Origin of the sequence: Hankyongella ginsenosidimutans, assembly GCF_005144965.1 — a bacterium.
GTDB classification, from domain to species: Bacteria; Pseudomonadota; Alphaproteobacteria; order Sphingomonadales; family Sphingomonadaceae; genus Hankyongella; species Hankyongella ginsenosidimutans.
In genome coordinates this window covers 1,501,305-1,515,546 of record NZ_CP039704.1, presented here as the reverse complement: position 1 = coordinate 1,515,546, position 14,242 = coordinate 1,501,305, and the positions used below count along the sequence as shown (strand labels likewise).

Sequence of the window (14,242 nt, the reverse complement as noted above, 5' to 3'; positions counted from 1 at the left end):
TTGAGGTTGCCGAGCGCTGCCGTCAGCTCCTCGGCGTGCCGCTCGGAATCGAGCTTGGCCCCAGCACGCGATTGGCGGCGAACTGCAGGCCCAGCCCGCCGACGGCTACGCCGACCCGCGCATAGCGCGACAGTCGGCCTGACATGCTGTTTGAATCGTCGTAGGTGTCGCTCACACCGAACAGGTAGGCCGCGCGCCGGATTTCGGCAATGCATCTCCGCGACGCGTGTCGTGGAATCGAAGTTCGCCCCACCATGATATCGGGCGATCAAGCGAACTTCGATTCTGAAAACGACACGAGAAACAATGTTTTGCCCGTGTCCTGAATCTGAAATCCAACCGCGCCTGATATTGGATGCAGCGGATTTCAGATTCAGGGCACTAGGCGGTGTATAAACAAAATTTACCATTGTCCCGTATTGAGACAACAAGCCGTCCAATATTGGAACATCCTGCCCATGAACACGGTGCTGATCGCCGAAGACGAACCGAGCCAGCGGCGCGCGCTTGCCGCCATCGCCAGCCGGGCGGGCTTTGCGGTGCTGGAGGCGGAGACGGGACAGCAGGCCCTCGACATCCTGCTGGGGCCGAGCGGCGCGCAAATCTGCGCCCTGATGGCCGACCTGCAAATGCCGAAGATGAGCGGGCTGGAGCTTGTGAAGGCGATCCGCCCGCAACGCCCGCGCCTGCCGATCATCGTGCTGACCGCGCATACGACCTTGAGCAACGCCGTCGAGTCGATGCGCGCCGGCGCCAACGATTTCATCGCCAAGCCGGCAAGCCCTGAGCGCATTCGCGCCGCGCTGGCGACTGCGACCAACGAGAGCATCGCCGACGGCGAACTGCGCCCGCTGTCGGAAAAGCTGGGCGCACATCTGACCTTCGAGCAACTGGTCGGCGAGTCCCCGCAGTTCCTGCGTGCCGTCTCGCTGGCGCGCCGCGCCGCCAATTCCTCGGCGCCGGTACTGATCGAAGGCGAGAGCGGCGTCGGCAAGGAGCTGATCGCCCAGTCCATCCATTCGGCGAGCCCGCGCGCCAACGGCCCGTTCGTCGTGGTGAACTGCGGCGCGCTGCCGGCGCAACTGGCGGAAAGCCTGCTGTTCGGCCATGAAAGGGCGCGTTCACCGGGGCCATCGACCGGCACATGGGCAAGTTCTCCGACGCCAACGGCGGCACCCTGTTCCTTGACGAAATCGGCGAGCTGTCGCTGGACCTGCAGGTGAAGCTGCTGCGGGTGCTGCAGGAGGGCGAGGTCGAGCCGGTGGGCAGCCGGACGCCACAGAAGGTCGACGTGCGTGTGGTCAGCGCGACCAACCGCGAGCTGGCGGTCGAGTCCGCGCAGGGCCGCTTCCGGGAGGACCTCTATTATCGCCTGAACGTGGTGCAGTTGACCATCCCGCCGCTGCGTGAACGCCGGGAAGACATTCCGGCGCTGATCAACCACTTCATCGCCCGCACCGCAGCGCTGGAGAATATCCACGTGCGCGGTGTCTCGGAGGAGGCGATGACCCTGCTGACCGCCTTCGACTGGCCGGGCAACGTCCGCCAGTTGCAAAACGCCATCTTCCGGGCAGTGGTGCTGTGCGACAGCGACCGGCTGAGCATGCGCGATTTCCCGCAGATTCTGGCGCAGGCGCAACGGGCGGAGCGCGCCGCGCCGGCGCTGCAGGCGGCGGAGACGCCAGCGGCGGCCCCGGTGCTGCCGCGCCGGTCGACCGTATCCAGTTGACGGATTCGCGCGGGCACGTGCGCGCGCTGCAGGACCTGGAAGCCGACGCCATCCGCTTCGCCGTCGCCCGCTATCGCGGCCGGATGAGCGAGGTGGCGCGCCGGCTCGGCATCGGACGCTCGACCCTCTACCGGCGTCTGGCGGAACTCGACATCAGCGTGGACGAAGCCGCCGGCATTTAGCAGAACAACCTATTGAGGCTCCACAGTCAGAGCGTGATTTACGCCATCGGTTGACGCAAAATGCTTCAACCTCACCCGATCAGGCTCTATGGTGCGACCATGCTACGCGCCCTACACCTCACACCGGATTTCGCCATCGCTGGCCAGATCGACGCAGCGGATGTCGCCGAGATCGCCGCGTCCGGCTTTCGCGCCATCATCAACAACCGCCCCGACGACGAAGTGCCCGGCCAGCCGTGCTGCGCTGACATCGCGCAGGCCGCGATCGAGCACGGGCTTGGCTACTATCAATTCCCGTGCACCCGGGGCCGCTCGATTTCGAGACCCTGCTGGCGACCAGCGCCGTGATCGACGCCTGCCAGGGGCCGGTGCTGGCCTTCTGCCGCTCCGGCGCGCGCTCGACCATGGTCTGGGCGGCAGCGCGCGCCCTGGCGGGTGACGCACCGGAGCAGCTCTGCGCCGCCGCCGCCAACGCTGGCTACGACCTCACCCCGATGATCGACTCCTGCGCGCTTTGGCGGGATCGCAACACACCCCATCCTGACAGAGCTGGCGAACGCGCCGCATCGCCTTACAGAGATTTTTCAAAAGCTTCGCGAGGTTGCCCACATGTTTCCCCGCCTGATTGCGCTTGCCCTTGCCCTGCTGTCCGCCCCTGCCGCGGCCCAGTCCATTCCCGCTATCGGGTCGGATGCCGACGCCTGCGCGCCCGACGCGCACGAGACCGCGCTGCGCGTCGAAATCACCGGCTTCAAGGATCGAAAAGGTCAGGTGCGGCTCGAGATATACTCAACCGACTCGGGCGAGTTTCTCGGCAACAGCCGCAAGCTGGTGGAAGGCGGCAAGGTCTTCCGCCGCATCGATGCTCCGACGCCGCAGGCCGGCGCGGTCTACTCCTGCATCCGCCTGCCAGGGCCCGGCACATACACGCTCGCCGTGCTCCATGACCGCAACCTCAACGGCAAGTTCAGCCTGTTCACTGACGGTGTCGGCTTTCCCAACAGGGCCAGGCGCATCTACCGCAAGCCGACCGTCGCGGAGGCGGAATTTACCGCAACAGCCGGGCTCAACACCATGACGGTGCCGCTCTTCTATCCCTGACCCGGAGCCAGCCCACTGTTTCTCTTGTGAATTTTGCAATCGAAGCTCGCTCGGCCGCCCGATATCAGTCTGCGAACCTCGATTCCGCGACACGAGGGGCTTTTCCCGTCGCCACCGATGCGGTATCCTTGCACATGCATGAACCGGGCCAACGTGAATTACCGGTTAGAATTCGTTAACGATCCTCGCTTAGACCATTTTCAAATGGAAAGCCGGCCTCCGCTCTTCCTGAAAATGCCCGGGGTCCGGACAAGGTTTCGATGATGCTTGAAGAGATTGCCACGACAGAAAAGCTCTTCGGCGCAGATGTGCGCCCCAGCGCGGACCCCGGTCTGGACATCGTGTCGATCGGCAAGAGCTATGACCGCCGGGCGGTGCTGCGCGATGTCTCGCTCTCCGTGCGTCGTGGCGAAGTGGTGGGCCTGCTCGGCCCGAACGGTGCCGGCAAAACGACCTGCTTCTATTCGATCATGGGCCTCGTCGTCCCCGATCATGGGCGGATTCTGCTGGACGGGCACGATATCACCGGCCTGCCCATGTATCGGCGCGCCGCGCGCGGCCTTGGCTATCTGCCGCAGGAGACCTCCATTTTCCGTGGTCTGAGCGTCGAGGACAATATTCTCTCGGTTCTCGAGGTCGTGGAAGGCGACAGCCGGGCACGCGCGGCGCGGCTGGACGAACTGCTGGACGAGTTCTCGCTGACCAAACTGCGCAAATCCTCCGCCATGGCGCTGTCCGGAGGCGAGCGCCGTCGCGCCGAAATCGCCCGCGCACTCGCCGCGTCGCCTTCGATCATGCTCCTCGACGAACCGTTCGCCGGCATCGACCCGATTTCGATTTCCGATATCCGCACGCTCGTGCGTCACCTGAAGCAGCGCGGCATCGGCGTGCTGATCACCGACCACAATGTGCGCGAAACCCTCGATATCGTGGACCGTGCCTGCATCATCTATGATGGCCGGGTTCTGTTCGAGGGCACGCCGCGCGACCTCGTCGCCGATGTGCAGGTACGCCGTGTGTACTTAGGCGAAAATTTCCAACTCTGATCTATTCCTGACCCCATGGCCATTGGACCCCGCCTCGACCTGAGACAAAGCCAGCAGCTGGTGATGACCCCCAGCTGCAGCAGGCGATCAAGCTGTTGGCGCTGAGCAACCTGGAGCTTGAAGGCTTTGTCATCGCCGAGCTGGAGAAGAACCCCTGCTGGAGGTCGGCGAGGACTCGGGCGAGCGGGACGCGAACGACTCGGAAGGCGATGGCGACGATGGCGATGGCCTGGACGATCGCGAGACCCTGACGGCATCCGACACCGCCCTCCTGCGCGACGACATCGCGGAAGGAACAACGCCCGAAGGCGCGCTGGACATCTCCCTCGACGACAATGTGTTCCAGCACGACTCCCCGAGCGACCGCGCCGGCGACACCGATGGCATGCTCAGCGGCATGGAAGGCTTGAGCCTCAGCGGGACCGGCAGCATCGCCGAAGGCGGCGACTATGACGATACGTCCGGCCTCAACGCCACGCTGGTGGCGGAAACCTCCCTGCAGGACCATCTGCTGGCGCAGGTCGGCGAGGCGTTCGGCGACCCGGCGCTGCGCTTCATTGCGACCCACCTTGCCGACCTGGTTGACGAAGCCGGCTATATCCGCGACCCGCTCGCAGACATCGCCTTCCGCCTCGGTATTCCGGAAGCCGTCGTGGAAGACGTCCTCAAGGTGATGCAGACGTTCGACCCGAGCGGTGTATGCGCGCGCAATCTCACGGAATGTCTGAAAATCCAGGCGCGCGAGCAGGATCGGCTGGACCCGGCGATGTCCTGCTTCCTCGAGCATCTCGAACTGCTCGGCCGGGGCGATCTGGCGCAGCTCCGCCGTATCTGCCGGGTCGACGACGAGGACCTCCACGACATGATCCAGGAGGTCCGCCAGTATAATCCCAAGCCCGGCCTCGCCTTCGGCGGCGAGCGCGCGCAAACCGTGGTGCCGGACATTCTGGTCCGCCGCTCCCCTGAAGGCGGCTGGGGCGTCGAACTGAACAGCGCCACCCTGCCGCGCGTTCTGGTCAATCGCCGCTACTATGTCGAACTGGCCAGCCGGACCGGCAACCGTACCGACAAGGCATTCCTCTCGGAATGCCTGCAATCCGCCAACTGGCTCACCAAGGCGCTCGACCAGCGGGCGCGCACCATCCTCAAGGTCGCGACGGAACTGGTGCGGCAGCAGCAGGACTTCTTCGAACACGGCGTGCGCAACCTTCGCCCGATGAACCTGCGCGTCATCGCCGAGGCGATCGGCATGCACGAGTCGACCGTGTCCCGCGTCACCACGGCGAAGTATCTGTCCTCGCCCCGCGGGCTCTACGAGCTGAAATACTTCTTCACATCCGCCATCCAGGCCGCCGACGGCGGCGAGGCGCATTCCGCTGAAGCGGTAAAGCTGCGAATTCGCGAACTGATCGACGCGGAAGACCCCAAGGCCATCCTCTCGGACGACAAGCTCGTGGACATCCTGCAGCGCGAAAGTTTCGACATCGCCCGGCGAACCGTGGCAAAGTACCGCGAAGCCATGCGCATCCCTCCAGCGTCGAGCGCCGGCGCGCGAAAGCGATCGCCAACGGCGGCAATGGAACAGCAGGCTGGCAAGGCGGTGCCCAGAGGTAGATATTCTGCGACAACCTCTTGAAATGCCTGCACAGGTGACTGAGGTTACAAGAATGAGAAGCGCGAAAAGCGCCGTGTCCAACCCTCAAGCAAGGGAGCCCCTCATGGATATCCGTGTCTCTGGCCGCAACATCGATCTCGGCGATGCCTTTCCGCGCACGCGCGTGCGCGTCTGGAAGAAATCGCCGATAAATATTTTTCCCGATCGCTCCGCGCCCAGGTGACCATGAGCCGGGATGAGGGCGGCACTGGATTTCATGCCTACTGCGCCCTGCACGTTCGACAGGAATCATGCTGAAGGCCGAGGGTAATGGCGGCGATGCGCGCTCGGCTTTCGATCTCGCCTCAAGCCGCATCGAGAAGCAGTTGCGCCGGTACAAGCGCCGCCTCACCAATCACCATGGCAATGGCGTCGCCGAGCCGGATACGCTCGACCTCACGCCGGCCGCCTATGTCGTGTTCCAGTCGCTCGACCGCGAGTCGGAGGACGAGCTGCCGGAAGCACAAAGCCCCGTGATTGTCGCCGAAATGCCTTCAGACATCCCAGAGGTCAGCGTGTCGGACGCCGTGATGCTGCTGGACCTGCGCAATACGCCGGCGCTGCTGTTCCGCAACGCTGCCAACCGGCGCCTGTCGATGGTGTATCGTCGGGAGGACGGCAACGTCGCCTGGGTCGAACCGCAGGACAATCCATCCGCCTGAAGGCACGGCCTGTCTCAGGAAGCATTTAAGACCGGTGCCCTGATCGTCACGTGCCTAGAAACTTTTCGCCAGCCCATGGATTGGTGAGAATTTTGCTGTATTGCGGCTGCACTGCAGCCCAGCTGCAGACTATGTTTTGAGAAGACCATGGATGTATCCTCGTTGTTTTCGCCTGCCGCGGTCGCGGCGCGTCTGCGCGCCGGGTCGAAGAAGCACCTGCTGACGAGTCTGGCCGACATCGCGGCGCGCGCCTACGGCATCGATGCGGCGCAGGCCCTGGCGGCGGTGCAGGAGCGCGAGAAGCTGGGGTGACAGGGGTCGGCAACGGCATCGCCATTCCGCATGCCAAGCTCCCCGGCCTTGACCGCCTGATCGGCATTTTCGTCACCCTGGAGCAGCCGGTGGACTATCAGTCCATCGATAGCGCGCCTGTCGACATCGCGTGCATGTTGCTCGCGCCGACGGACGCGGGCGCGAGCCATCTTCAGGCACTGGCGCTGGTCTCGCGCATGCTGCGCCAGCATGGCCTGTGCGAAAGCTGCGCGGTGCCCTCAACGACGACGCGCTGCTGGCGATCCTCCTGCGCGGCGAGCAGCCGAAAGCCGCCTGATCAACACAGTTCGCCGGGGCCGACGACGTCGCTCAGCTTCGGCTGGCGGCCGCTGACGTCCAGCACCACACGCCCCATGGTGCCGCGATCCGCCGCCGAGCGGATCGCCTCCGTCCCCTGATCGAAGGCAAACACCTGACCGATCGCGGGCTGGAGCTTGCCCGCCTTGTACCATGCCACCAGCTCTTCCAGATTGTCCGCCTGTACATCCGGGTGCAGGCGCGCATAGGCGCCCACTGCACGCCGATCAGCGCCGCGCCGCGCGCATGCAGGGCGTTGGGCGAGATCGGCGCTACCGGACCGGCGGCGAACCCCATGATGAGATGGCGCCCGCACAGCGCCAGCGAGCGCAGCGCCGACTCGGCCTCTTCCCCGCCGACCGGGTCGAACACCACGTCGACGCCTGCCCCGTCGGTCAAAACCTTCAGCGCTTCCCGCATGTCGATATCGGTGTAGTTGATCCGATGGTCCGCGCCGAAGCGCTTGGCCAGTTGCAGCTTCTCGTCGGTGGACGCCGCCGCGATGACACGCGCGCCCAGCATCTTGGCGACCTCGATCGCGGCAAGCCCGCTGGCACCGGCCGCGCCCAGCACCAGAACGGTCTCCCCGGCCTGCAGCGCCGCGCGCTGTTTCAGGGCATGATGCGCCGGGGCGTAGGTCAGGATGAACCCCGCCGCCGTCGTATAGGCCATGCCTTCCGGGATCTCGACCACGGCATCGCTCGGCACCACGACGAATTCGGCAAAGCCGCCGGCGCTCGTCAGCGCGATGACATGGTCGTCGACCGCGATGTCTTGGACGCCCGGCCCCACGGCATCGATCACCCCGGCCACCTCGGACCCCGGCGTGAACGGCAGCGACGGCTTCGGGCTGGTCATGCCCTGCACGAGCAGCAGGTCGTTCGCGCTGACGCCGGCCGCCATGACGCGGATGCGCACTTCACCCGGCCCCACATCCGGCGTGAGCACCTCGCGCTGTTCAAGCGCCCCTGCGGGCTGAAGGTTTCACATATCAGCGATTTCATCGTGTCGTCCCTCACGTCGGCGCAGCGCTTTGCCCAGCCTATTATTGTTCGCCCTTGGCGGCCTTGCGCAGAAATTCAGCCAGCAGGCGCAATTCCGCCTCGCGCGGCGAGCTTCGCCGCCAGGCCAGAGCGATGGTACGGCGGGCGCGCGGGCCGCTCAGGGGCGCGCGAGAACATGCGTGTCGTTGAGGATGCCGCAGTCGATGGCCATCTGCGGCAGCAGCGTCATCCCGAGCCGGTTGTCGACCATCTGCACCATGGTGTGCAGCGAGGTGCCGAGCACGGCGCGATTGATCCGCAGCTCCGGCCGTTCGCAGGCGATCAGCACCTGGTCGCGCAGGCAATGGCCGTCCTCGAGCAGCAGCAGGCGCTCGCCTTCGATTTCCGCCGGCGCGATGGTCGCAGGCGGTGGCGCGAATTCCTGCTCATGGAAGGCGACCGAAAACGCATCCTCGAACAGTTCCGCCACTTCCACTTCGCCGCAGTTGTAGGGCAGCGCCAGCAGCACGCAGTCGATCTGGCCGCGCAGCAGCTCCTCGCACGCGGCATGGCTCATTTCCTCGCGCAGGAACAGCTTGAGATCGGGATAGGTGGAGCGCAGCGCCGGCAGGGTTCTCGGCAGGAAGAACGGCGCGATGGTCGGGATCACCGCCAGGCGCAGTTCTCCGCTCAGCGGCCGCCCGGACGCCTGCGCCATCTGCGCGATCTCGGTCGCCTCGCGCAGCACGACATACGCCTTGCGCGCGACCTGCTCGCCCAGGGCCGTGAACGACACGACACGCTTGGTCCGCTCGACCAGCACGGCGTTCAGCCCGGTCTCCAGTTCCCGCAGGCCGGCCGACAAGGTGGACTGGGTGACGAAACAGGCGTCCGCCGCCCGCCCGAAGTGATTGTGCTGATGCAGGGCGATAAGATACTGCAACTGCTTGATGGATGGCAGGAACATGCATGGCCCCGTTGCGACAGGCCCTGTATTCCATCGCCGGTTTCGCGATGCAAGCCGCCACGGTAGTGTCTCAGTTTGAAAAGTCCGCTCGTGGTGAGCTTGACGAACCACGAGCCGCTCACTCCTTCGTCAAGCTCAGGGTGAGCGGCAAAATTTCAAACTGAGACACTACTGCCGCCACTGCCTCGTGGGTCAACGTAAAGTCAGCAGCCTCTTATCAACAATTTAGACCATGATTCACGTTTCAGCTTGATTCAATCTGAAACGATCAAGGTCTAGAGGCGGCGCGCGACCAGCGCCTTCAGGTCGGCCTCGGAGCGGGCACCCATATGGCTGATGACCTCCGCCGCGCAGATGACGCCCATGCGCCCGCACGTCTCAAGCGGCAGGCCCTTGGCCAGCCCGGCGAGGAAGCCGGCGGCGAACAGGTCGCCGGCGCCGGTGGTGTCGACCACATGCACGCCCGGCTCGGCCAGAACGACGTGCGTTTCGTCGCCCGCGACGATGACCGCCCCTTCTCCGACCGGGTGATCGCCACGATATCGCAGGCGTCGCGCGCCCAGGCGACCGCTGCGTCGAAATCGTCGGTGCCGGTCAGCGCCTTGATCTCCGCCTCGTTGGCGAACAGGATGTCGATGTGATTGGGGACCAGCTCCAGAAACTCGTCGCGGTAGCGGGCGACACAAAAGGAATCCGACAGGGTGAGCGCCACCTTGTTGGCCTGGCGGTGCGCGATCTGGATCGCGGCCATGAACGCTTCCTTGGCTGCGGGCGGATCCCAGAGGTAGCCTTCAAGGTAGATGACTTCCGCGCGGGCGATCTGCGCGGCGTCGAGGTCGCTCGGGTTGAGGCCCTGGCTGGCGCCGAGAAAGGTGTTCATGGTGCGCTGGCCGTCTGGCGTCACCAGAATCAGGCAGCGCGCGGTCGAGGCACCATCCGCCGCGGCATCGGTCGCATACTCGACGCCAGCGGCGCGGATGTCGTGCGCGAACACTGCGCCCAGCTGATCGTCGCGCACCTTGCCGATGAAGCCCGCCGGCACGCCAAGCGCCGCGATTCCGGCAATGGTGTTGGCAGCCGAGCCGCCGGAAATCTCATGACCCGGCCCCATGAGGCCATACAGCCGCTCGGCTTCCGCCTCGTCGATCAGGCGCATCGACCCTTGACCAGCGCCTGCGCCGTCAGGAAATCGTCTGTGGCGTGGGACAGCACGTCCACGATCGCATTGCCGATACCAAGAACTGCAAGCCGTTGGTCGCTCATGTCGATGTCTCCGAAGGAAATTCCGTAATGCCGCCCGCATACCGGGCGGGGCGCGCCATGGCAACCGCGGCGGGCGGGTACATCTGATGCTGCGCGCCTTCAGCTTGAGCCTTGAACAGATGGCCAGCGGCCGGATGCTGCTGATCCTGCTGGTCTCCAGCCTGATCTCGGTGGCGCTGTTTGCCGGCCTCTGGTTCGGGCTCGACCGGGTGCTGGACGGCATCGACCCTGCCGGCTGGCCCGGCTGGCTGCGCTGGGTCTGGACGCGCGGGCAGGACGCCGGCGGCATCGTGCTGGCGATCCTGGCCGCGGTACTGCTGTTTCCCGCCGTCGCGACCGCCGTCATGGGCCTGTTCCTCGATTTCGTCGTCGATGCGGTGGAGGCCCGGCATTACCCGCAGGCCAGGGCCGTGCGGTCCGTTGGACTGGTCCAGGGGCTTGGCCTGGCGCTCGGCTCCGCCCTGCGCATGCTGCTGTGGAACCTGGCGGCGCTGCCGGCCTATCTGGCGCTGCTGTTCACGGCTGTCGGCCCGATTGTGTTGTTCATGGCCATCAACGGCGTGCTGCTGGGGCGCGATCTGTTTCAGCTTGTGGCGCTGCGGCATCTGCCGCCCGACGCCGAGCGCACCCTGCGCCGGGAGAACCGCGGCGGCGTGACCGGGCTTGGCGTCGCGGCATCCCTGCTCTATCTGGTGCCGGTGCTGAACCTGCTCGCCCCGCTTCTCGGTGCCGCCATGGCAACCCACATGGTGCACCGCGCGCTCGTGTCCCGAATCTGAAATCCGTTACACCCAATATCAGGCGCGGTTGGATTTCAGATTCGAGAAGGACACTATCAAGATATTGTTTCTCGCGTCGTTTTCAGAATCGAAGTTCGTGCATAAACCCGATATCACAGTGTAGCGAACTACGATTCCGCGACACTAGAGGGGCAGGCATGACACGCGACGCAGCGCTGATCCTTGTCATGTTTCTCGCCGCCTGCGCCCAACCGCAGACCGCGACCCACGCCGTGCAGTTACCGCCGCCGCCCCGCCGCCAGCACCGACGACCGCCTGGGCCATCGGCCAGACGCCGGACGCCGTGATCGCGCGCTTCGGCCCGGCCACCTTCGAGCGCGGCACGTCGACGGCGCGCCACCTCCAGTTCGCCTATGCGCCCTGCATCCTGGACGTGTATTTCTACCCGCCGCAGCCGGGTGCAACCCCGCTCGGCACATATGTTGACGCGCGATCCGAGCGCGGCCCGCCCATGGACCCGGTCGTGTGCATGAGCGCCCAGCGCGAGCGCCGGGTCAACCCGCAGAAATTTCTGCGCCAGGCGGACGGCGACGCCGCACTGCCAGCGCATTAACCATTCTTGATTGCCGGAATTTTTACCGGGCCGCGGTATTCCCGGCCACATGGAAGACGTACAATCGTTCACGGACTCAGGGGCAAACGTCGAGACGTGGATCCTGGAGGCAGCGCGGGATGCGACCCCGCCAGCCCCGGCACCGACGCGGCTCGGGCGCATCGTTTCCATTTCCGGGCTAAGCCTGGTCGCCCAGATCGACCCGGAAACCTGCGGTGCCGGCGGCACGGCGGAACTGCGCAAGGGCGAGATCGTGCGCATGCACTGCGGCGCGCACCGAGTGTTCGGCATGGTGACCGGACTTTCCATTCCGATGCCGGAAAACGACGGCCGTGCTGAGCTTTATCTCGCCGAGATCGAGCTGGTCGGCGAGACGACGCCGGAGTCGAACGGACGCTTCAACCGCGGAGTCTCGCGCCACCCGGCCCTTGGCGAGATTCTCTTCCTGGCGACGCCCGACGATCTGGAGACCATCTATAACTTCTCCTGCGGGGCAGCCATCGCCATCGGCACGCTGCACCAGGCCGAAGACCGGCGTGCCTATGCCTCCGTCGACGGCATGCTCGGCAAGCATGTCGCCATGCTCGGCTCAACCGGGTCCGGCAAGTCCTGCGCCGTGGCGCTGCTGCTGCGTCGCCTGCTCGACCGGCACGCCCGGGCGCACATCGTGCTGCTCGACATGCACGGCGAATATGCAGCGGCGTTTCCGAACCGCGCCGAAGTCCTCACGCCGCAGACCATGGACCTGCCCTACTGGCTGTTCACCGCTGACGAACTGGCGGAGATCATCGTCGGCAACCGTGATGCCGGAGCGCACGCGGACGAGGCAATCCTGCTGTTGAAGGAACTGATCCCGGCGGCGCGGCGCGCCTACGCCAAGACCATCCAGTTCCCCGAGCATCTGGTGATGCTCGACACGCCGACCCCGTATGCCCTGCGCGAGGTAATCCGGCTGATCGAAGAGCATATGGGCCGGTTCGACAAATCCCAGCCGCTGATCGCCGCGCGCTGGCTGAAGAACCGGCTTGAGACCCTGCGGGCGGATACACGGTTCGGCTTCATGTTCGGCGGCATCACCGTGCGCGACACCATGGCCGACATCATGCGGCGCATGTTCCGCATTCCGGTCGATGGCAAGCCGCTGACCATCGTCGACCTCTCCGGCGTGCCGTCCGAGGTGCTGAACGTCGTGCTGTCGGTGCTGTGCCGGATCACGTTCGATTTTGCGCTGTGGAGCCGCGGCGAGCACCCGATCCTGCTGGTATGCGAGGAAGCGCACCACTATGTGCCCGCGGACCCGAAATCCGGTTTCGAGCCGACCAAGAACGCCGTGGCGCGCATCGCCAAGGAAGGCCGCAAATACGGGCTGTCGCTGGCGATTGTCAGTCAGCGCCCGGCCGAAATCGACCCGACGATCCTCTCGCAGTGCAATACCGTGGTCGCGTTCCGCATCACCAATGCCGGGACCAGGACATCGTGCGCGGCGTGATGGCGGACAGTGCGACCGGCCTGCTCGATTTCCTGCCGTCGCTTTCGACGGGCGAGGCGATCATGACCGGCGAGGCGTTCCCGGTGCCGCAGCGCGTGGCGCTGGACGAGCTGCCGGAAAACCAGCGGCCGCGCTCCGCGACCGCCGACTTCTCGGCCAAGTGGAGCACAGCCGATGCCGGCGCGGACAGCGTGGCGGCGATCGTCGACCGCTGGCGCCGCCAGAGCCGCTAGAGTCTTTCCGGTCCAGGCTGATCAGGCCCCTCCCCTTCAGGGGAGGGGTTGGGAGGGGATATTGGACAGACGTGGCCTGACAGGCCCCACCCCGTCCCTCCCCTGAAGGGGAGGGAGAATCCGCCTCGATCTGACCCGGAAAACTCTCAAGTCATCAAACGCTAGAATACCGGCTGCTGGGCGGGGTCGAACGGCGTGACATCCGCGTCGTCGCCACCATGGATGCCGCACTCGGTCTTGTCCCAGCCGCGCCAGCGGCCGGCGCGCGGGTCTTCGCCCGGCTTCACCACGCTGGTGCAGGGCATGCAGCCGATCGAGAGGTAGCCCTGCGCTTCCAGCGGATGGCGCGGCAGCGCGTGGGTCTCGAAATAGGCGTCGAGATCGGCCTTGGCCCAGCCGGCCAGCGGGTTGATCTTCAGCTTGCCCTTCTCGACCTCGAACAGCGGCAGGTTGGTGCGCGTCTTCGCCTGGAAGCCTTTGCGCCCGGAAATCCACACCTCGACGTTTGCAAGCGCGCGGTCGAGCGGTTCGACCTGCGCACGGCGCAGCAGCCATCCGGGTCGTAGGACCAGCGCAGCTGCTGCGGATCGACCGCCGCCAGCCGGTCCGCATCCGGCATCACGCTCTCGACCCCGGTCAGGCCGAGGCGTGCGATCAGGGTGTCGCGATAGGCCAGGGTCTCCGGGAACAGCCGCAGGGTGTCGACGAAGATCACCGGCGTCGCCGGTTCAGCGGCGGTAACCATATGCAGCAGCACCGCCGACTCGGTGCCGAACGACGACACGACGCTGACCCGACCGGGCAGCAGCTCGGTCAGCACTTCGCGCAGCATGTCCTGCGTCGGCGCGCCCGCGAACCGGGCGTTGAGCGCATCCGCGTCAGCCTGTGTCCAGATGCGGATGACGTCCGGCGTATGCGTCTCTGCGGCTTCAATCGTCACGGGGACAGAT

Annotated in this window: 13 protein-coding genes and 8 pseudogenes; 15 read left to right on the top strand and 6 right to left on the bottom strand. The window is 65.6% G+C overall.

The window, feature by feature from the left end; translation table 11 throughout:
* Positions 1–22 precede the first annotated feature (22 nt).
* On the bottom strand, positions 23–175 hold the full coding sequence (locus E6W36_RS08855) for a hypothetical protein (protein ID WP_222872347.1): 153 nt from the start codon (positions 173–175) through the stop codon (positions 23–25).
* 283 nt (positions 176–458) lie between these two features.
* Between E6W36_RS08855 and E6W36_RS18605 the strand changes: the two are divergent.
* The 10 genes and pseudogenes from E6W36_RS18605 to E6W36_RS08815 all read left to right on the top strand — a co-directional run.
* Positions 459–1,373 (top strand): annotated as a pseudogene (locus E6W36_RS18605) (sigma-54-dependent transcriptional regulator); the annotation flags it as partial.
* A gap of 5 nt (positions 1,374–1,378) precedes the next feature.
* On the top strand, positions 1,379–1,729 hold the full coding sequence (locus E6W36_RS23970; protein WP_484103597.1) for an AAA-type ATPase lid domain-containing protein: 351 nt from the start codon (positions 1,379–1,381) through the stop codon (positions 1,727–1,729).
* Positions 1,726–1,911 (top strand): helix-turn-helix domain-containing protein, encoded by a 186-nt coding sequence (locus E6W36_RS18600; protein WP_246047454.1) that lies wholly within the window; start codon positions 1,726–1,728, stop codon positions 1,909–1,911. Before E6W36_RS23970 ends, E6W36_RS18600 begins: the two co-directional genes overlap by 4 nt.
* Positions 1,912–1,971: 60 nt before the next feature.
* Positions 1,972–2,285: pseudogene (locus E6W36_RS18595) on the top strand (protein tyrosine phosphatase family protein); the annotation flags it as partial.
* A 235-nt stretch (positions 2,286–2,520) separates the two neighbouring features.
* A complete protein-coding gene (locus E6W36_RS08840; protein WP_246047451.1) occupies positions 2,521–3,012 on the top strand; it encodes a DUF2141 domain-containing protein in 492 nt (163 codons plus the stop codon).
* A 263-nt stretch (positions 3,013–3,275) separates the two neighbouring features.
* Entirely contained in the window at positions 3,276–4,058 is a 783-nt protein-coding gene (gene lptB / locus E6W36_RS08835; protein WP_222874445.1) for an LPS export ABC transporter ATP-binding protein, read from the top strand.
* A gap of 15 nt (positions 4,059–4,073) precedes the next feature.
* A pseudogene (gene rpoN / locus E6W36_RS08825) lies at positions 4,074–5,672 on the top strand (RNA polymerase factor sigma-54).
* A gap of 291 nt (positions 5,673–5,963) precedes the next feature.
* Positions 5,964–6,374, top strand: coding sequence for a ribosome hibernation promotion factor (locus tag E6W36_RS08820; protein WP_246047449.1), 411 nt, complete (start codon positions 5,964–5,966; stop codon positions 6,372–6,374).
* Between the two features lie 162 nt (positions 6,375–6,536).
* On the top strand, positions 6,537–6,686 hold the full coding sequence (locus E6W36_RS21985) for a hypothetical protein (RefSeq protein ID WP_342776631.1): 150 nt from the start codon (positions 6,537–6,539) through the stop codon (positions 6,684–6,686).
* On the top strand, positions 6,683–7,105 hold the full coding sequence (locus E6W36_RS08815) for a PTS sugar transporter subunit IIA (RefSeq protein ID WP_342776630.1): 423 nt from the start codon (positions 6,683–6,685) through the stop codon (positions 7,103–7,105). Before E6W36_RS21985 ends, E6W36_RS08815 begins: the two co-directional genes overlap by 4 nt.
* On the opposite strand, the pseudogene E6W36_RS23275 reads toward E6W36_RS08815, so the two are convergent.
* The 4 pseudogenes from E6W36_RS23275 to E6W36_RS08800 form a co-directional block, all read right to left on the bottom strand.
* A pseudogene (locus E6W36_RS23275) lies at positions 7,105–7,221 on the bottom strand (NADPH:quinone oxidoreductase family protein); the annotation flags it as partial. The gene E6W36_RS08815 and the pseudogene E6W36_RS23275 overlap by 1 nt on opposite strands.
* A 5-nt stretch (positions 7,222–7,226) precedes the next feature.
* A pseudogene (locus tag E6W36_RS08810) lies at positions 7,227–7,922 on the bottom strand (NADPH:quinone oxidoreductase family protein); the annotation flags it as partial.
* A gap of 127 nt (positions 7,923–8,049) precedes the next feature.
* Positions 8,050–8,954: pseudogene (locus E6W36_RS08805) on the bottom strand (hydrogen peroxide-inducible genes activator).
* A 275-nt stretch (positions 8,955–9,229) separates the two neighbouring features.
* Positions 9,230–10,217: pseudogene (locus E6W36_RS08800) on the bottom strand (adenosine kinase).
* 86 nt (positions 10,218–10,303) lie between these two features.
* Here E6W36_RS08800 and E6W36_RS08795 point away from each other — a divergent pair.
* From E6W36_RS08795 to E6W36_RS08775, 5 genes are all read left to right on the top strand, one after another.
* A complete protein-coding gene (locus E6W36_RS08795; RefSeq protein ID WP_222872344.1) occupies positions 10,304–10,996 on the top strand; it encodes an EI24 domain-containing protein in 693 nt (230 codons plus the stop codon).
* A gap of 158 nt (positions 10,997–11,154) precedes the next feature.
* Positions 11,155–11,304: a hypothetical protein gene (locus E6W36_RS08790; protein ID WP_222872343.1), complete on the top strand. Its 150-nt coding sequence runs from the start codon at positions 11,155–11,157 to the stop codon at positions 11,302–11,304.
* The gene (locus E6W36_RS08785; RefSeq protein WP_222872342.1) at positions 11,301–11,570 is read left to right on the top strand and encodes a hypothetical protein; all 270 of its coding nucleotides are present in this window, start codon (positions 11,301–11,303) and stop codon (positions 11,568–11,570) included. Before E6W36_RS08790 ends, E6W36_RS08785 begins: the two co-directional genes overlap by 4 nt.
* A gap of 49 nt (positions 11,571–11,619) precedes the next feature.
* The gene (locus E6W36_RS08780; RefSeq protein WP_222872341.1) at positions 11,620–13,059 is read left to right on the top strand and encodes an ATP-binding protein; all 1,440 of its coding nucleotides are present in this window, start codon (positions 11,620–11,622) and stop codon (positions 13,057–13,059) included.
* Positions 13,056–13,292, top strand: coding sequence for a hypothetical protein (locus tag E6W36_RS08775; protein ID WP_222872340.1), 237 nt, complete (start codon positions 13,056–13,058; stop codon positions 13,290–13,292). Before E6W36_RS08780 ends, E6W36_RS08775 begins: the two co-directional genes overlap by 4 nt.
* 161 nt (positions 13,293–13,453) lie before the next feature.
* On the opposite strand, the pseudogene E6W36_RS08770 reads toward E6W36_RS08775, so the two are convergent.
* Positions 13,454–14,232, bottom strand: a pseudogene (locus E6W36_RS08770) (phosphoadenylyl-sulfate reductase).
* Between the last annotated feature and the right edge of the window lie 10 nt (positions 14,233–14,242).